Annotated in this window: 15 protein-coding genes; 5 read left to right on the forward strand and 10 right to left on the reverse strand. The window is 68.3% G+C overall.

All coding sequences use genetic code 11. The features are described from left to right. Both RIN18_RS16245 and RIN18_RS16250 read left to right on the forward strand, forming a co-directional pair. On the forward strand, positions 1-1,999 hold a 1,999-nt coding region (locus tag RIN18_RS16245; protein ID WP_309105032.1), incomplete at its 5' end, for a glycoside hydrolase family 2 protein. Then, complete coding sequence (locus tag RIN18_RS16250; protein ID WP_309105033.1) at positions 1,996-2,958, forward strand: 1,4-beta-xylanase; 963 nt, start codon at positions 1,996-1,998, stop codon at positions 2,956-2,958. The genes RIN18_RS16245 and RIN18_RS16250, both read left to right, overlap by 4 nt. 40 nt (positions 2,959-2,998) lie before the next feature. Here RIN18_RS16250 and RIN18_RS16255 read toward each other — a convergent pair whose 3' ends face one another. From RIN18_RS16255 to RIN18_RS16285, 7 genes are read right to left on the reverse strand one after another with little or no spacing between them, the layout of a single operon-like run. Then, positions 2,999-4,111, reverse strand: a complete 1,113-nt coding sequence (locus RIN18_RS16255; RefSeq protein ID WP_309105034.1) for a hypothetical protein — start codon at positions 4,109-4,111, stop codon at positions 2,999-3,001. Further along, positions 4,105-4,860 (reverse strand): hypothetical protein, encoded by a 756-nt coding sequence (locus RIN18_RS16260; protein ID WP_309105035.1) that lies wholly within the window; start codon positions 4,858-4,860, stop codon positions 4,105-4,107. The genes RIN18_RS16255 and RIN18_RS16260 overlap by 7 nt, the downstream gene beginning before the upstream one ends. Continuing rightward, the gene (locus tag RIN18_RS16265; protein WP_309105036.1) at positions 4,857-5,912 is read right to left on the reverse strand and encodes a VWA domain-containing protein; all 1,056 of its coding nucleotides are present in this window, start codon (positions 5,910-5,912) and stop codon (positions 4,857-4,859) included. The genes RIN18_RS16260 and RIN18_RS16265 overlap by 4 nt, the downstream gene beginning before the upstream one ends. Then, positions 5,909-6,895, reverse strand: a complete 987-nt coding sequence (locus RIN18_RS16270; protein ID WP_309105037.1) for a VWA domain-containing protein — start codon at positions 6,893-6,895, stop codon at positions 5,909-5,911. The genes RIN18_RS16265 and RIN18_RS16270 overlap by 4 nt, the downstream gene beginning before the upstream one ends. Next, the gene (locus tag RIN18_RS16275; RefSeq protein WP_309105038.1) at positions 6,886-7,374 is read right to left on the reverse strand and encodes a hypothetical protein; all 489 of its coding nucleotides are present in this window, start codon (positions 7,372-7,374) and stop codon (positions 6,886-6,888) included. Before RIN18_RS16275 ends, RIN18_RS16270 begins: the two co-directional genes overlap by 10 nt. Next, the gene (locus RIN18_RS16280) at positions 7,361-8,248 is read right to left on the reverse strand and encodes a DUF58 domain-containing protein (protein ID WP_309105039.1); all 888 of its coding nucleotides are present in this window, start codon (positions 8,246-8,248) and stop codon (positions 7,361-7,363) included. Before RIN18_RS16280 ends, RIN18_RS16275 begins: the two co-directional genes overlap by 14 nt. Positions 8,249-8,287: 39 nt before the next feature. Continuing rightward, positions 8,288-9,478 (reverse strand): AAA family ATPase, encoded by a 1,191-nt coding sequence (locus RIN18_RS16285; RefSeq protein ID WP_309105040.1) that lies wholly within the window; start codon positions 9,476-9,478, stop codon positions 8,288-8,290. Between the two features lie 182 nt (positions 9,479-9,660). Here RIN18_RS16285 and RIN18_RS16290 point away from each other — a divergent pair, with 182 nt between their 5' ends. Beyond that, a complete protein-coding gene (locus tag RIN18_RS16290; protein WP_309105041.1) occupies positions 9,661-10,194 on the forward strand; it encodes a PadR family transcriptional regulator in 534 nt (177 codons plus the stop codon). Beyond that, complete coding sequence (locus RIN18_RS16295) at positions 10,191-10,949, forward strand: alpha/beta hydrolase (RefSeq protein WP_309105042.1); 759 nt, start codon at positions 10,191-10,193, stop codon at positions 10,947-10,949. The genes RIN18_RS16290 and RIN18_RS16295 overlap by 4 nt, the downstream gene beginning before the upstream one ends. A gap of 73 nt (positions 10,950-11,022) precedes the next feature. On the opposite strand, the gene RIN18_RS16300 is transcribed toward RIN18_RS16295, so the two are convergent. The 3 genes from RIN18_RS16300 to RIN18_RS16310 all read right to left on the reverse strand — a co-directional run bounded on the left by RIN18_RS16300 (position 11,023) and on the right by RIN18_RS16310 (position 16,823). Continuing rightward, the gene (locus RIN18_RS16300; RefSeq protein WP_309105043.1) at positions 11,023-15,225 is read right to left on the reverse strand and encodes a DUF5979 domain-containing protein; all 4,203 of its coding nucleotides are present in this window, start codon (positions 15,223-15,225) and stop codon (positions 11,023-11,025) included. A gap of 205 nt (positions 15,226-15,430) precedes the next feature. Continuing rightward, positions 15,431-15,670, reverse strand: coding sequence for a hypothetical protein (locus RIN18_RS16305; protein WP_309105044.1), 240 nt, complete (start codon positions 15,668-15,670; stop codon positions 15,431-15,433). 139 nt (positions 15,671-15,809) lie between these two features. After that, positions 15,810-16,823 (reverse strand): DMT family transporter, encoded by a 1,014-nt coding sequence (locus RIN18_RS16310; protein ID WP_309105045.1) that lies wholly within the window; start codon positions 16,821-16,823, stop codon positions 15,810-15,812. Positions 16,824-17,272: 449 nt separating this feature from the next. Here RIN18_RS16310 and RIN18_RS16315 point away from each other — a divergent pair. Then, the coding region (locus tag RIN18_RS16315) for an adenylosuccinate synthetase (RefSeq protein WP_309105046.1) at positions 17,273-17,353 on the forward strand (81 nt) is incomplete at its 3' end.

Consider the following 17,353-nt stretch of genomic DNA (forward strand, 5'->3'; position numbering starts at 1 on the left):
GCGACCGAGGGCGTATCCGCTGCCGTATGAGGCCATTCGCAAATCAGCCTGCAGCTTCGGGTGGGACTGGGGGATCGCCACGTACACCAGCGGCATCTGGCGTCCGGTGCGGCTGGAGTCGTGGTCGATCGCGCGCATCGCCGACGTGCGGGTCGACGCTCGCCCCGGGGATAGCGGGGGACGCCTGACCGCCGAGGTGCGGGTGGAGCGCGCGGATGCCGCCGACACGGCGCCTCTTCGGGCGGAGTTGTCGATCTCCGGTCACCGCCAAACGGTCGAGATCGTGGGTGATCGCGGCGAGCTCGCCGTCGATGTGCCGGAGGCCGAGCTGTGGTGGCCTGTCGGGTACGGTGCGCAACCGCTGTACGGGGCGTCGTTCGCCCTCCTCGCCGACGAGGCCCGGGTCGACGAGACCGAGCGCCGGGTGGGCTTCCGATCGGTGCGGTGGGACCAGACCCCTGACTCCGACGGCACCCCGTTCACCCTGATCGTCAACGAACAGCCGGTGTACATCAAGGGAGTGAACTGGATCCCCGACGACGCCCTGCCGGTGCGCGTCGACCGCGCGCGCTACGAGCGGCGGCTGCGTCAGGCGAAGGCCGCGAACCTCAACCTCGTGCGGGTGTGGGGCGGCGGCATCTACGAGTCGGAGGACTTCTACGAGCTGTGCGACGAACTGGGCCTGCTGACCTGGCAGGACTTCCTGTTCGCGTGCGCGGCGTACCCCGAGGAGGAGCCGATCCGCTCTGAGGTCGAGGCTGAGGCACGCCAACAGATCGTGCGGCTGTCCAGTCATGCGTCGCTCGTGCTGCTCACCGGCAACAACGAGAACCTCTGGGGTCACGAGGACTGGGGGTGGAAGACCGAGCTCGACGGTAAGACGTGGGGCGCCTACTACTATCACGAGCTGTTCCCAGAGCTCGTGGCAGAGCTCGCGCCGCACGTGCCGTACTCACCGGGAAGCCCGTTCAGCCCCGGCGGCGAACACCCCAACGCCGAGCCGCACGGCTCGATGCATCTCTGGGAGCAGTGGAACCGCCGGGACTATCCGACCTATCGCGATCACCGTCCCCGGTTCGTGGCGGAGTTCGGCTGGCAGGGACCGCCCGCCTGGTCGACGATGACGCGATCCATCTCCGATGAGCCGCTCACCCCCGAATCGCCGGGCATGATCGTGCACCAGAAGGCGGCGGAGGGCAACGTCAAGCTCACGCGCGGACTCTTGCCCCACTTCCGGATGCCGGCTGACACCGAGACCTGGCACTGGGCGATGCAGCTGAACCAGGCCCATGCGGTGCGCTTCGCGCTCGATCACTTCCGCTCCTGGGCGCCCCACACCGCGGGCGCCGTGGTCTGGCAGCTCAACGACTGCTGGCCGGTGACCTCCTGGGCGGCGATCGACGGCGACGAGCGACTGAAGCCGCTGTGGCATGCGCTGAAACACGCGTTCGCCGCCAGAGTCGTCTCGATTCAGCCGCGCGAGCAGGGCCTCGCCGCTGTCCTGGGCAATGACACCGGCGACGATTGGGCGGGCGACCTCGTGCTGCGCCGCCTGCGCTTCGACGGTGCGGTGCTCGCCGAGCAGACGGTGCCGTTCTCAGCCGCTGCCCGGGGCACGATCACCGTTATGATCGACGACGACGTCGCGCTCGCTGCGGATGCCGCCGGCGAACTCGTCACCGCGGCGGCGGGGGAAGAGCGCGGATTCTGGTTCTTCACGGAGCCCCGTGACTCGGCGCTGCCGGCCGCACGCCTCTCGGTCGAGACCACGAGCGTCGACGGGGGGACGGAGGTGTCGGTGACGGCGAACTCCCTGGTGCGCGACCTGTCGCTTCTGGCCGACAAGGTGCACCCCGACGCGTACACCGAGGACGGACTGATCACCCTGCTCCCGGGCGAGAGCGCGACGCTGCTGGTTCACCACGCGCAGCCCGTCGACACCGCGATCCTCGCCTCCCCGCGGGTGCTGCGTACGGCGAACGAACTCGTCGCCGGATGAGCGCCGTGACGCTCGACCCGTATATCGCGGGAATGACGTGGGGCTGGACCGGCATCCGCGGCACCTGGGCGACGCCTGGGGCATCCGACTCGATGGCGAAGATGGCCGGCCACGGCGTCAACTGGACGGCGATCGCCTACGCCGTCGAGCAGGCCACGGCGCAGTCCACCGAGATGCCGCCGGATCAGGCGCCGACGGTGACCGACGAGGAGATCGTCTGGGCGATCCGCGAGGCGAAGTCCCACGGGTTGCAGGTGTGCCTGAAACCGGTCGTCAACGTCAGCGACGGCACCTGGCGCGCCTACATCGGGTTCTTCGACTGGGATGTTCCCGGGGAACCGAGCTGGGGCGAGTGGTTCGCCGCGTACACGGACTTCATCCTGCACGCCGCTCGAATCGCCGAGGCGGAGGGCTGCGAGATGCTCTGCATCGGCTGCGAGATGGTGCGCGCGGACTCGCGCGAGGTCGAGTGGCGGCAGCTGATCGCCGCGGTGCGCGAGGTGTACTCCGGCATCGTCACCTACAACTGCGACAAGTACCAGGAGGATCATGTCGGCTGGTGGGATGCCGTCGACGTGATCACGTCGAGCGGCTACTACCCGGTCGACCGCTGGGAGGCGGAGCTAAATCGCATCGAGCGCGTCGTGGCGGCATCCGGCTTGCCGTTCTTCTTCATGGAAGCGGGTTGCCCGTCACGCACCGGTTCTGCGGACCGTCCGAACGACTGGAGCCTGCCAGGAGACGCGTCGGGCGGGGAGCAGCTGCGCTACTACCGGGCGATGTTCGAGGCATGCGACACCCGGCCATGGATGCGGGGTTTCATGCTGTGGGACTGGCCGCCGACGCTGTATCCGGCCGAGGAGGCCGACCGCAACGACGACTACTGCCCGTACGGCAAGCCGGCCGGTGAGTACCTGCGAGAGATGTATCTGTCGAAGACCGCTCCCGGCCGGGGGTGACCGGAGGCGCGTTCGATGTGAAACCGGAGGGGCACCGCCCTCAGAACCCGGGGTACTCCTCCAGCTTCTTCTCGAACTCGGCCCGGTCGGCCTCGCTGAGAAGCGCGCTCGCGAAGACGATGATCTGCAGCCCCTCGAGCGGCTCACCGGTGCGCGCGTTCTGAGCCTCGCGCGTCCTGAGGAAGTCGCCGGTGGAGTCTTTCGAGAGGTCGTAGATGTTGGCGTAGAACCGCAGCGGCTCCGGATAGTTCTCGGTGTAGTACTCCCAGGTGTGCTGCGTGCGCGGGTCGTCGCTGCCGTACAGCTTCGCGATCATCGACGCGTCGACGCCCGCCGAGGGGTCGTTGAACGAGTACAGATTCCACAGTCCGTGCTCGACGACGACGTCGTCGATGGCAGCCATCACCTCGAGCTTCTGCTCATGGTCCTGGACGGGCTCGTTCGTCGACCAGGATGCCGAGGTGAGTTCGACGAGCATCGACTCGCCACCGTAGCCGTTGCGCTCCGGACGCAGGTCCTCATCGCCCGCCTGCACCCACGTGTATCCGAACTCCTGGGTCAGTCTCGTGCGGATGTCGGCGAGCAGGGCGTCTGCCGCCGCGCGCACCTCTTCGAGCGACGCCTGGCTGAGCACCTGCTGCGGATCGGTGTCCTTGATGCCCGGGTACGCCTCCTCGTGCTTCTGCTCGTCGGACTTCATGCCCTCGTAGTTGCCCGAGGCGGAGGTCTGCACGGCGCTCATCGCGCCGACCGTCGCCACATTCAGCACCAGTGAGATCGCGAGGGCGACCGAGCCCAGCATCCGCCCTCGCTTCGTGACCATCGCGGCGATGATCACGGCGAGCACCACGAGCTGGAGTGCCAGCATCGTCACCCCGTAGAGCAGGTCGGTGCCTCCGGCGAGCAGGGTGCCGAGCAGGATCAGGGCGAACAGGATGCCGCCAGCGAGGGCGATCCAGCCGATGGCGTTCGCCGGCTCTTTCGTGGCGTCGGCCGTCGCGACCGCGGCAGGATACGGCTGTACGGCATAGGGAGGGGGAGACGCCGTCTGCGCGCGCCGCGCCCCGCGATACCCGCCGGGGGGCGGTACCGGAGGCGCGCCCTCGGTGCCGGCGACATAGCGGGCACGCTGCTTCTCGTGATCCATCACCATGGCTTTTCCGTTCCGGTGCCGCCGGGGTCGTCGCCGTTCTGCTGCTGATCCCGCTCCTCGGTACCCTGCTCCAGCTTGTCCTGGAGGTCTTCGAGCTTGTCCTCCGACGGCTGCGGTTCGGGCTGCTCCGGCTCCTGCTCCTCCGGCGGGGGCTGCTGCTCCTGCTGCTGCTTCTGCTGCAGGCGCTCCTTCAGCTCATCCAGCGACTCGCTCATGTCGCGATCGGGATCCGGCGACTGATCCTGGGCGTCCTCGCTGTTGCATTCCTCAGGCGTGTCGAGCGTGACGGTGAGCGACTGGCCGTAGAGGTCGGTCGCGGCGACGCCGTCCCCTTCAGCCCGCGCCGCATCGCCCCGCCGTTCGAGCACGAGCGCGAGGTTCACGCGGACGGCGCACACCTCGAGTCCGCGCGCGAGTCCGAGCGCCTCTTCGAGTTTCGCCTGCGCCTGCGGCAGCTGCTCCGCCGCGCCCAGAGCGGTTCCGACGTTGTACGGAGCCTTGTACGGCTCGAACCAGTTCAGGAACTCCTGGCCGCGGGCGGCCGATTCGGAGCTCGCATAGTCGTCGATGACATAGGAGGTGATCGCCTGATGGGCGAAGGCGTACATGCTGAGCAGCTTGCCGACGAACAGCAGCGCCGCGAGAGTCAGCGGAAGCGTGCCGACCGCGATCCAGAATCGGATCCGGCGGCGTCGGCGATTCGACGCCAGGAGTGCCGCGGCCGCTTCCGCGTGAGGCGTGTCTGTCACGATGCACTCCCTTCGCGTTCGGCCGCTCGCACCGCAGGCGCCCGGAGCCGGCGCAGGCGCGCGACGAGCATCGTCGCCCGGGCGAGCTCGAACCCGAGGATGGCGACGGCGACGACTGCGGCGATCCAGTACAGCTCGATGACGTTGCCGACGCTTCCCGCCTCGGAGTAGCTCGTCGTCGTCGTGGGCGCCTCGGGCAACGCGGGGGCGGCATCGGCCGTGCGGTGCTGGTATTCGACACCGAGCTCTCCCGCGAGCGTCTGCAGGGTCTGCTCAACGATGACGGACTTCGCCGGCGCGCCCTGGTACTCGATGTACGATCCGTTGTCCGCAGAGCTGCCGACCGACCCGGTCGTGAGGCGCATGGGCCCGCCCTCGGCGGTGCCGTAGCCGAACACCATTCCGGAATCGGCATACTTCGCGCTCGCTCGGAACGATTCGGGGGGTGTGGACGCCGTCTGCTCGCCGTCACCGAAGTAGAACACCATCCTCGAGCGATCGGGCGACCTGTCGGCTGCGGCCTCCAGGGTGTCGGCCAGCAGCTGATTCGCGATACCGATCGAACTCCCGCGGGACCGACTGGTGACCTCGGGGCGCAGCACCTCCATCGACGACATCAGCGCGGTGGTGTCTGTCGTGAGCGGCATCCGCAGCTGCGCGGCCGCGTCGAAGGTGATCAGCGCGAAGCGGGCGCCCGGATACTCCTCGACGATCGCCTGCACGTCTTCGCGCACGCCGTCGAGCCGCGGTCGGTCTCCGTCCCAGTCCTCCGCGACGATGCTCGCGGTGGTGTCGACGACCAGCACGACGTCGGTGTCGGTCGCGAGCGTCTGCGTCGATCCTCCGGGTATGCCCGGCCGCAGCAGCATGAAGAAGCAGGCGAGCAGCAGCACCAGGCGCAGGGCCCACAGGAGGACGTGCTGTGTGCCGGAACCCTGGGCCCTCGACCCCCCGGCACCGCCGGGGCGGACCAGAGCGAGCACGACCACGACGGCGACGGGTGCGCACAGCAGCACGAGCAGCAGCGGATGAAGGACGGGCTGGAAGATCACAGTCTCACCCTCCAGAGCACCACGATGAACGACAGGGCAGCGACCATGAGGACGACGATCCAGAGGTCAGGGGTGTCGGTCCAGACCACCTGCGCCTGACCCCGCAGTTGCGTCGCCTCCTGCTCCTGCACCCGCGTCACGATGTCGGCGACGGTGGTCGTGTCGCGCAGGCCGAAGGCGGTGCCCCCGGTCGATTCCGCAGCCGCCGTGAGCTGGGCGCTGACCTCGGCGTCTTTGCCCTGCACCGGGTTGAGGCCGAAGACGCGGACACCCTTCGATTTGGCGTACGCGGCCGCTTCCTCCAGCGTGACGATCGACGCGCCGTTGACCTCGTTGTCGGTGGCGAGGATCACCGAGCGCGAACGCTCGTCGTCGGGGTGGTCGAATCCCATCGCGCAGGCAGCGAGACCGTCACCGATGAGGGAGGCGCCGGCGCCGTTCAGGGTGCCGACCCAGTGCTCCGGCACCTCGTCGACGTAGTCGAAGCTCTCTCGGATGCGCGTCAGGTGCTCGCGGATGAAGTCGTAGTCATCGGTGAGGGGGAAGATCTGCACCGGTGAGCTGTTGAAGATCGTCAGCCCGATCCGCTCGCCCTCGAAGCCCTCGAGCAGCTCCTCGAAGACCGTGAGCACCTCGACATCCACCTCGCTCATCGACCCCGACACGTCGAGGCAGAGCATGATGTCGCGGCTGGTGTTCACCGGCTGGATCGTCTGCGACGACATCGGACGGGCGGCCACGACGCCCGCGGCGACCGTCGAGATCACCCCGAGGATCAGGATGCCGCCGAGAGCGAGCATGCGGCGCCGAAGCGCCTGGCGGAACGTCGGGAGCGTGCGCAGTCGCTCCGCGCGGGCGATACGCGCCGTCTCCTGGGCCGTGACGTGCGTGTCTCGGCGCAGCCCCAGCATGAGGCCGACGGCGACCGCGACGAGGATCGCGGCGATGGCGACGATGATCAGCCAGAAGTTCGCTAATGCCACGTGCGCACCACCGTTCGGGCGGCATCCGCGCCGGCGAGTGGATCGATGGCAGGACCCGGGCGGAAGATGCTGGGGTAGTAGTGCCGCCCCATCGCGTCGATGAGCGCGGGGTGCACGCCGCGGGCGATGAGGTCGTCGAGCGCGAGCACCGGAGCCTCCAGCCCGCTGTACTCGTTGACGAAGGTGCGAACGACGCGGCTGAGCTCGAGGTTCGCATGCCGGGGACCGAGGGCGCCCGCACGGTAGTCGGACTCGATCTGCTGGATGCGGTCGAGATACTCGATCCGCAGCTGCGAGAGCACGTCACCGGTGAGCAGCACAGGTCCCGCGTCCCCGGCGATCGAGAGGCCGCGCCGAGGACGCGTGAGCTGCACCACCAGCCACGCCGTGAGCACGAGCAGAGCGAGGACGCCGATCGCGAGCAGCATCCAGCCCCAGCCGTACTGGGCCGGCGGGTAGAACTCGTCAGAGCCCGGCATTGGCCCTCCGATTCAGCAGCTTCAGCAGCTGCGGAACAGCGGCTTGCTGGCCGTCGAGGGTCGAGTGGCTGATCTCCATCCGCGTGAGGACGTCGGCGAGGTGCGCGGCGTCGGCGCGGCTCTGCGCGGTGAGCTCGTGGACGATGTCGAGATCCCCCTGCACGAACGCGGGCACCTCCCATCGGCTGTCCACATCGCTGCGGATCCTGCCGCTGGCATGGTCGAGCACCGGGTCGGCGTCGCGCAGCGTGAGCCACAGCACGTCGTGCTGGACGCGCAGGCGGCGCAGCATCCGCTCGGTCTGCTCGGTGATGGGCGCTTCGTCGGTGACCACCACGACGATCATCCGCCGTGCGATGGTGCGCGAGACGAAGGACAGCAGCTCATCTCGAGCACTGGGTGCGTCGCTGCGGGCGATCGCCGTGTCGATCGTGCGGAGGGCGTGCTCGAGCGCTCCCTCACTGCGGCCGGGGGCGAGCCTGCGCACGCGGGCGGCGTCTCCGTAGACGACAGTGAAGTCGTCGCCGTGACGCAGCGAGAGCATGCCGAGGGCGCCGGTGGCGAGGATGGCGAGGTCCTTCTTCGACGACTCGTCATGCGCCAGTGCCGACATGGAGCGGCCGGTGTCGACGACGAACATCACCGTGTGCATGCGCATCGCCCTGGATCGCTTCACCAGCGGCGTGCCCTGACGCGCCGTCGCGCGCCAGTCGATGTCGCGCACCTGATCGCCGTACTCGTACTTGCGCAGATCCTCGAAGTCGAGACTCCGCCCGTGCAGCAGCGACGCGTAGGCGCCGTCGAGCGCGTGCATCGACTTGCGCGCCGAGTGGATGAAGAGCTTGCTCTTCACCTGCGTGATCAGGCTGGGCATGAGGGGGTTCCGGTGGGTCCCTGAACGGTCGAGGGGTGATCAGGGCGTGGGGACTGCGGCGAAGATCTGGTCGATGATCTCCTCGCTGCGGATGCCCTCGGCGTCGGCCTCGAAGGTGAGGAGCACGCGGTGGCGGAGGATGAGGTGACGCAGCGCTCTGATGTCCTCGGGGAGGACGTGGGCGCGACCGTTGAGCAGCGCCAGCGCGCGAGAGGCCTGCAGGAAGGCGATGCTCGCTCGAGGGCTCGCGCCGTACTTGATGTACCGAGCGCGCTCCTCGCCGATGTACGGCGCAGGGTTGCGGGTGACATAGGCGATCGACACGATGTAGTTGCGGATCGCGGGGTCGACGTAGATGCGGGACGCCGTCTCCTGCAGCAGGTGCACGTCGTCGAGGGTCACGGCACTGGTCACGTGACGTTCGGGATCGAGCACACCGGAGTCGATGCGGCTGAGAATCTCGAATTCGTCGGCGGGGCTCGGATATTCGACGATCTCCTTGAGCAGGAACCGGTCCATCTGCGCCTCGGGCAGCTCGTACGTGCCCTCCTGCTCGATCGGGTTCTGGGTCGCGATCACGAGGAAGGGCTTCGGCAGGTGGTGCACCTCGCCGCCGATCGTGGTCTGGTGCTCCTGCATCGCCTCGAGCATCGCGCTCTGCGTCTTCGCGCTCGAGCGGTTGATCTCGTCGAGCAGCACGAAGTTGGCGTGGACCGGGCCGAGGACCGTGCGGAACGATCCCGTGGCCGCGTCGTAGATCTGATTGCCGGTGATGTCGCTCGGCAGCAGGTCGGGCGTGCACTGGATGCGCTTGAACTGCGCCTTCACGGTGTCGGCGAGAGTGCTCGCTGCGGTGGTCTTCGCCAGGCCCGGCACGCTCTCGAGCAGAATGTGACCGCCGGCGATGAGCGAGATGAGAAGGCTCATGCGCAGCCGCTCCTGGCCGACCATCTTCGCCGAGTAGGAGTCCGAGATGACGCGCAGGATCTCACCGGCTCGCCGGATCTCCGAGTCCGACGGGGCAGAGGCGTGCGCGGCGTGGGGCGCGCTCGCCGACGGTGCGGATGCCGGGGAAGCAGACGGTGCTGGCGAGACAGGGGCGGGTGCCGGGGGCGCCGGCGGCGCGGGCGGCGAGGATGCGGCGTACGGCGACTCGTCGCGGCTCAGTGAGGGAGCGGGGGGAGGCGGCGGTGCGGCGGGCGCACCCGCGGCCAGATGCGGATCGGTCATGGTGTCTCCTCGCTGACGCGGGGGCGACGCGGTCATCCCCCGACAGACAGCGTAACCGCTGGCGTCCCGAGCTCTCCGCGCGCGGGCAGGGCACAATTACCCATCGCGCGGGCTGCGTTTAGCCGGGCTGGCATCTCATCGACGGTCCATACTTGTGCAGTCCTATATATGTGTGGTCATATATGACTATGCAGCTACGCCACGCCATCCTCGGCCTCCTCGATGTCGCTCCGCAGAGCGGATACGACCTCGGCCGCGCTTTCGCGCGCTCGGTGGCCCACTTCTGGCACGCAGACCAGTCGCAGATCTACCGGACACTCGACCGGATGGAGACGGACGGCGCGATCTCGACCGAGACCGTCCCGCAGCGGGGCCGTCCCGACCGAAAGCTGCACTCGCTCACCGACGCCGGCCGGACCGAGTTGAATGAGTGGCTCCGCGCGCCGCTCGAGGTCCTTCAGCCCAAGGAGCCGTTTCTCGCCCGCCTCTTCTTCGCCGCGCCGCTCGGCATCAGCGGTGTGCTCGCCCTCCTCGACGAGCGAGAGCAGACCGTCCGATCCGCGGTCGATCAGTTGAACGCACTCCCGAGGGCGAGCGGTGATCTCGGCGCCCTCCTGCGCACGGCGACGCTCGAGGCCGGCATCCGCCAGGGGGAGGCCGAGCTGGAATGGTTGAAAGACACCAGGCGGATGCTGGAAGCCGAGGCCGAGCGATGAACGCGGAGTATCCGGTCGAGCACGGCGAGCGCTCGGGAACGTCGATCATCCTGCTGCACGGCGGCAACGTCGGGAACTGGATGTGGGAGCCGCAGGTGCAGACTCTGCCGGGGAGGCATCTGATCACTCCCGATGTGATCGGGTTCAACACCCGGGCGGCCGAGCACTGGCCCGGGCTCGCCGGTGCGGCTGACGACATCGCCCGCATCATCCGTGAGCGTGCCGTCGGAGGTCGAGCCCACGTGGTCGGGCTGTCGATGGGCGGGGTGATCGGCGTGCATCTCGCCGCGCGGCATCCCGACATCGTGCTGTCGTGCATGGTCACCGGCGCGATGATGGTCGGCCTCCGCGGCCGGCAGCGATGGCTCGCAGAGCAGCAGCTGAAGGGATGGGATCGCCGCTGGTTCTGGCAGATGCAGGCGGCCATGTTCCGCATCCCGGCCGACTCGCGGGAGCAGTTCATCGCCGCCGGGATGGCGGTCACCAAGGACACCGCCCATCGGATGTACGGGGAGGTCTTCGACGGCTCGATGCCCGGCGGCACATTCGCCTACACCGGCCCGATGCTCGCGATCGCCGGCGGACGCGAACCGAAGGACGTTCAGCGAGCGTTCCCGGCGCTGCGGCGGGCGATGCCCCAGACCCGCACCTGGGTCGCCCCGGGAATGCGTCACGTGTGGAGCGTGCAGGATCCCGAGCTGTTCACGCGGACGATCATCGATTTCGTCGATTGCGACGTCGTCCCTGACCCGTGAGGGACGGCACCGCCTCCGACGAAGCGCGCCCGCACGGAACCGGTCCGTGCGGGCGCGCCTTCGAGGCCGGTGGCTATCCTCGGGCCTCAGCGTTCCGGCGACGCAGGATCATCAGCACCGCCCCGGCGATGATGCCGACGGCTGCGGCGAGGATGCCGGCGATCGCGAATGTTCCGCCGGTGACGGCGAGACCGGGCAGGGCGGTGAACTCGTTGGTCGCCGCGAGCGCAGCCTCGACTCCCTGCTCTCCGACGATGGCGATCAGGGCCGCACCGTTCTCAGAGGAGAGGGTGACGTCGTCGCTGGCCGTCGTCCAGCTGACGCCGTCCCAGCGCACGCCGCTCGGCAGCTCGGCCGAGCCCTCCACGACCTTCACCTCCGTGCCCAGGGGCACGTCCTCGATGACGACCGGCGAGCCCGCCGTCACCTCGACCGTCACCTGCTGGGGCTGACCGAGAAGATCTGTCCACGATGCGGTGAACGCGAAGGCGGTGCCCGACGCGACGTCCGACGCCCCATCGCCCGACAGCGCCTTCGTGAGCGCGAGGCTGCCGGTCAGCGGGACGGCCGTGTTGACCAGGTCGATCGCGGTGTCGGCCGCGGCCCCGATCGTGACGATCGCCGAACCATCGGGCTGTCCCTCCACGGCATCGCCGTCCCACTGAGGGTCTGCCCAGGTGAACGACGCACTCGGCTCGAGGGGAACCTCGGTCAGGGTGACCTCGGTACCGCGCGGCAGGTCCTCGCCGAAGGGCACTGTCGTCCCGTCGACAGGAACCGAGAGCTCCTGCGACTGCTGCTCGTCTCCGTCGAACCAGGTGGCGACGACCGTCACCGTCTCCGGGACGTCGGGGTTGTCCAGGAGCACGCCCTCGACGGTCTTGCTCAGCGAGAAGGTTCCGGGAGCCCAGGTGGCCTCGTTCACCACCGACACGAGCGTCACGTCGTCCTGCTGGTCCGAGACGACGACCGTCGCCGAGCCGTCTCCCGCGTCGTCCACATCCGTGCCGGAGATCGTGATCGATCCCCACACCACGGTGTCGATCTCGGGCCGCTCGCCTTCGGTGAGGGTGACGACCGTCCCGGCCGGCAGATCCTCGCCGAGCGATACGGGTTCCACGGCGTTGATGAGCAGATCCTTCGACTGCTCGACGCCTTCGTCGTCGGTCCACCTGGCGGTCACGGGGAACTCGGTCTCGGCGTCGACCTCGGCAGCGGCCTCGCCGGCGATCCCCTTGATCAGGCTGATGCCTGCGGTGGACGTCGCGGCGTGGTTCTCGAGTGTGACGAGCGCGTCGGCGTCCCGGCCGATGGTGACGACCGCAGACGTCCCGTCGACCTCGACTCCGGTGCCCGACCACACCGGCGCACCCCAGGCGATGCCTGACGCGTCGGCGAGCGGGGTCTCCGTGAGAGTGACCTCGGTGCCGATGAGCAGCTGCGCACCGAGCGGCACCGGGGTGCCGTCAGTCGGCACCACCAGCGTCGCCCCACCGGGAACTCCATCCTGAACCCAGGAAGCGGTGACCGTCACCGTGTCCGGAACGGCGGGGTTCTCCGCCTCGGCGCCGGTGACCTCCTTGACGAGCGAGAAGGAGCCGACGGTGCGCTCGACGTGGTTCGTCACGGTGACCGTCGCGGGATCAGCCACGTGACCCGGCACGATCTGGATCGTCGCCGGTGTGATCGTCGGCACACCCCACGTGAGGAGGTCGTCGGCCGCCGGGACCGCCTCCGTGATCGTCACGGAGGCGCCGATCGGGAGATCTTCGAGCACATACGGGTCGTCGTTCGCCGTCAGCTCGAACTGGCGGGCGGGCTGCGCGGGGAAGTTCGGGCCGAGCGCGCTGACATCGATCGCGGCGGTCATCGCGTAGGTGCGATCCGGGTCCACGAGAGACGCCGCCCCTCCGTCGATCGCCTTGACGACCTCGAGCGAACCCAGCTGAGCGGAGTTCTCGAGTGCGACGGCGATGTTCGATGCGGGCACGAGCGCAGCGGTCGCCACCGTGCCGCCGGCGCTCAGGGTGATCCCCGGACCCGGGGCGAACACCGGGGCCCCGAACGTGACTCCGGGTACGGAGGGGAACGTCGGCTCGGACAGCTCGATCTTCCAGCCGAGGCCGCGAGCGTTCAGTCCACTGACGGGTGCACCGTCGAGGGGGACGCTGAGGTCATACTCGAGCTGGACGGTGCCCTGCGGGTCGATCTCCTTCACGTGCACGGAGAACGCCGTCGCTGCCGGCACGAAGGCGGCGCCCGCGGTGTCGGCGAGCGTCTTCGTGATCGCGACGGTACCGCGCGGCATGCCCTGCCCGGTTCCGCTTCCGCGGTTGCTCTGGGTGATGGTCTGGGTGTACGTCTTGCCCGCGACCTCGGCCGAGTTGCCGTACGTCGTGCCAGGGGCGTCCATGCCGCCGCTGGTCGTGCACGTGGTGTACGTGATCACGTACTGGTACTCGCGGCTGAAGCCGGTCTCGGATCCGCCGCCCGGCAGTGCCAGCGTCGGCTCCGGAATGGTGATGGTGATATCGGCGCCGTCGAGGGCCGCCGTCACGCTGGATGTGAGGTTGACCGTCGCTAGTCCACCGTTCTGGATCTGGTCACGGGCCTCCACCTTCAGACCGAGACGTGCGGGGATGTCGCCTCCGCTGCCGACGCAGACCTGGTGTGCCGACGTGAGAGTGTCGCTGACGGTCAGCTCGCTGCCGATGTCGGCGAGGTTCTCACCCGGCACTGTGATGTTCCAGTTCAGGGTCGTCTGCGGCAGGTAGGTGACGCCGTCGACGGTCACGGACGACGAGTTGATGGCGCCGGCCTTGCGGTCGGTGCGGCCCGGCACCGTCGCCTGGCTGCCGTCGGTCGCGCCGTCGACGTTCACGGCATTGCCGAAGGCGGTTCCGGCCTCCGGCAAGCCGTCGGTCGTCGCGCACGTGCGGTACTGGATGAGGTAGAGGTGATCCGACGGCTTGAAGGCGAAGTCGGAGTCGCCCGCGATGGTGAGGAGGACCTCGAAACCGGTCGCGGAGCTGGACACGGTCGTCACGTCGAGCTCACCGGTGATCTCGGTCTGCAGGTTGCTGCTGGGCCCGTAGCGCTCGAACACGCGGATGCCGCTGATGGTGTCGGTGCACAGGGCGTGCGGACCGGAGAGGACCTCGCTGACCGACACCTCGTCCTGTCCGACGAGGTGATCGCCGGCGACGGTGACCGTCCACAGGACCTTGCCGTTGCGGTCGGCACCGCCGAGTACGGTGCCCTGCTTGTCGATCTGACCGGTGAATGACCAGTCCTGGGTCACGCCGACGACTCCGGAGCTCTCACCCCAGATGTCGACGGTCGCTTCGTTCTCGTAGACGGTTCCGGTCGGGTCGATCTCCCCATCCGGAGTGCAGGTGTCGTAGGTGATCCGGTAGGTGACGCCGGCGTCGAAGCCTGCCTGGGGGGCGGTCAGCGTGATCTGGAACTCATACGGGTCGCTCACGTCGGTCGAGGTCGAACCGATCCCTGTCACGTCGACGACGGTTGATCCGCGCACCGTCTCGATGCGCAGGTTCGACGGCGTGCACAGCACGTGGTTGTCGCTGAGGTCTTCGAGGATGTTCACGACGTCCTCGCCGGCGAGGCGGGACCCCGGCAGCTCGATCGTCCACTTCATCGACCACTTGTCGGCGTTCAGGGCGCCCTTCTTGGTCCAGTCGGTGGGCAGCTCGACGCCGTCGTCGATTCCGCCGCCGCCGGGAAGCGGGACCGCGACCTCGGCGCCGTTGAGGTTGAAGACGACGTCCTCGGCGGTGGTGGCGAGCTTCGCCTCGACGTCGAACGAGAAGTCGCCGAGGACGACCTCGGAGTTGGCCAACACCTCGTCGGTGAACGTGCAGGTCGCCACGGCGGTCGACGGGTCGGTCAGACATGTCGCCCAGATGACGATCTCGCCACTGGGATCGGGTCCGCTGAGGTTGAACGGCACGGGCTGTGCGAAGCCGAGCTCCGGAGGCAGTCCGATCGTGAACGTGTCGCCCGGCATCGGGTCCGCCGCCGACGCATCCCACGACCCCGATACGGTCAGGGTGTCGCCCACCGTCGCCTGGGCGCCGTCCGCACTCGTCAAGATGACGTCAGTGACGATCACATTGGGGTTGGGGGCGGCGGATGCCGCAAGCGGCGCGGCGACGGCGGCAGCGATAGCCAGCCCCACCACAGTGAACGCGCTGAGGATCCGCCGAAGACCTCCCGAACGCGAAGGTGCTTCCTCGTGCAAGCGCCTCGATGACATCTGTTCTCCCCTTCACTCACCGTCTCAGGTCAGCGGGGGCAGCATCGATCGATGATCGAGCGTGCACGCGTCCCCACCCCAACAGGCTCACACCTGTCCCCAGTTTCTCCCCGCGGGCAAGCGCCTCCACGGTCGCCCTCATCGTAGCGGAGGCATACTCCAATCTGCGATATATTGCGTCTCGCTAGAGGAGCCGCGAACTGACTCAGCCGTCCGAACCGGCCCGACGTCGTCCCACCCACACGACCAGCGCTGCGACACCGACGATCGCCGCGGCGATCCCGACGATGTAACCGGCCACACCCACGTACCCGCCCGATATCCGGGGATCGAGGAAGGGATAGGGGTACCACCAGTCATTGCCCGAAGCAGGGGCGATGATGAGGTTCGCGCGGATCATCGTGTACACGACCCAGACCATCGGGAAGATCGCTGCGATCAGCACCGTGCTTCACGGCCAACGAAGTCCTTCACGTCGTGTTCCCACTGTTCCTGCTCGCCGACGTGCTGTTCGCTCCCCGGCGCCGGGCGTTGCCCGATGCGCGGGGGATGACGGAGCGAAGGCCGCTGCCGACGCGTTGACCCTATCGGGCCTTCGTGGTCCGATGCGCTCGTCCCCACCGCATCCGGGTCACCACGACGCCCAGCAGGCAGAGCGCTCCGCCGATAAACATCATCAGCGTCGGAACCTCGCCGAGGATCATCCACGACATCAGGATCGCGATCGCCGGCACGACGTAGGTGGTGGCAGACGTCTGCCCGGCGGTGCTGCGCTGCAGCACGTATGCCCACGTCGTGAACGCGATCGCCGTCGAGAAGATGCCGAGGTAGACGACCCAGAGCGTGGCATCGAGTGGGGCGGTCTGCATGTCGCCGATGAGCGTGCCCAGCCAGGGCAGCAGCGCGATCGTGCCGGCGATCGCACCCATCCAGGTCAGGGTCGTGGAGTCGACGCCGCTACTGAGCAGGTGCTTCTGCAGCAGGGTGCACCCGGCGTACATGACCGCTGCCAGCAGCGCGAGCAGGAGACCGGTGATGTCGAGCCCGGCGCCGGTCGACGAGCTCGTGCCGATCAGGACGACCCCGAGGAAGGCGATGGGCGCGCCGATCAGTAGCGGCTTCGGGAATCCTTCGCGGAGGAAGAGGCCGCTGAACACCACGACCATGAGGGGAGCGAGGTTCACCACCATGGCGGCAGTGCCGGCATCCAGCGTTCGCTCGGCGCTGTTGAGCGCGAGGTTGTAGACGCAGAACCAGCCCACGCCCCAGACCGCGACGAGCAGCCAGTGCCGGCGGGCCGGCAGGCGGATGCCGTGACGCAGTGCGATGGCGGTGAGAGCCAGCGTTCCGACGGCCATACGAAGCAGTGCGAGGGCACCCGGGTCATAGTGGGGACCTGCGCCCCGGATGCCGATGAAGGCCGATGCCCACAACACGACCGTCACCAGGGCGGCGATGAGGATGAGCGGTCCGCGTGTCTTCCGCGTCTCGCTCGGGCTTTCGGGCGCATCGGAGGTCGAGCTCAGGCTCGACCTGGAGAGGATCGAGCCGGTCGGGCTCGGACTCGTGGCGCTCGAGCTGGTGGGGGTGTCCGGCATCCGTCGATCTTCGCAGTGGCCACCGACATGCGTCGATTGGCAGAAGCGCCATCCTCCGGCAGTTTTCCGCCAATGCCGGTGCTGTGTGAGTCACCTCTTCTGCGTGAAGCCCCACCTCCGGCATGAGACACCACCCCTCGCGTGATGTCTCGCCCAGAGAGCGATGTCTCGCAGAGAGTGATGAGTCGCGCAGAGAGAGGTGTCTCCCTGATTGGATGCCTGGGACAGCCCTTCCTGCGTGAGACATCTGTTAGCCCATGAAGCACCATCTTTCACGTGAGACACCACGCCTCGCGTGATGTCTCACGCTGAACGCGATGTCTCGCGCAGAGAGTGGTGCTCACGAAAAGAGTGCGCGGAGAGAGTGCGGGAGAGCGCGAAGACCCCTTCGATAGGATGGCTGTGCCCGTTCGGGCGCAGCTACGCGGCAGAGACCCAGGGGGTTACCCATGCCAGGAATCGTGATCGTCGGCGTGCAGTGGGGCGATGAGGGAAAGGGCAAGGCCACCGATCTGCTCGGTGAGCGCACC

The sequence above is a fragment of the Microbacterium sp. genome (genome assembly GCF_031179285.1).
Classification (GTDB): domain Bacteria; phylum Actinomycetota; class Actinomycetes; order Actinomycetales; family Microbacteriaceae; genus Microbacterium.

Bases quoted from the DNA above. Each gene is read 5' to 3' on its own strand.
- RIN18_RS16255 (WP_309105034.1), bottom strand. From the start codon at position 4,111: ATGGTGATGGATCACGAGAAGCAGCGTGCCCGCTATGTCGCCGGCACC.
- RIN18_RS16295 (WP_309105042.1), top strand. From the start codon at position 10,191: ATGAACGCGGAGTATCCGGTCGAGCACGGCGAGCGCTCGGGAACGTCG.
- RIN18_RS16280 (WP_309105039.1), bottom strand. From the start codon at position 8,248: ATGCCCAGCCTGATCACGCAGGTGAAGAGCAAGCTCTTCATCCACTCG.
- RIN18_RS16310 (WP_309105045.1), bottom strand. From the start codon at position 16,823: ATGCCGGACACCCCCACCAGCTCGAGCGCCACGAGTCCGAGCCCGACC.
- RIN18_RS16285 (WP_309105040.1), bottom strand. From the start codon at position 9,478: ATGACCGATCCGCATCTGGCCGCGGGTGCGCCCGCCGCACCGCCGCCT.
- RIN18_RS16250 (WP_309105033.1), top strand. From the start codon at position 1,996: ATGAGCGCCGTGACGCTCGACCCGTATATCGCGGGAATGACGTGGGGC.
- RIN18_RS16275 (WP_309105038.1), bottom strand. From the start codon at position 7,374: ATGCCGGGCTCTGACGAGTTCTACCCGCCGGCCCAGTACGGCTGGGGC.
- RIN18_RS16300 (WP_309105043.1), bottom strand. From the start codon at position 15,225: ATGTCATCGAGGCGCTTGCACGAGGAAGCACCTTCGCGTTCGGGAGGT.
- RIN18_RS16290 (WP_309105041.1), top strand. From the start codon at position 9,661: ATGACTATGCAGCTACGCCACGCCATCCTCGGCCTCCTCGATGTCGCT.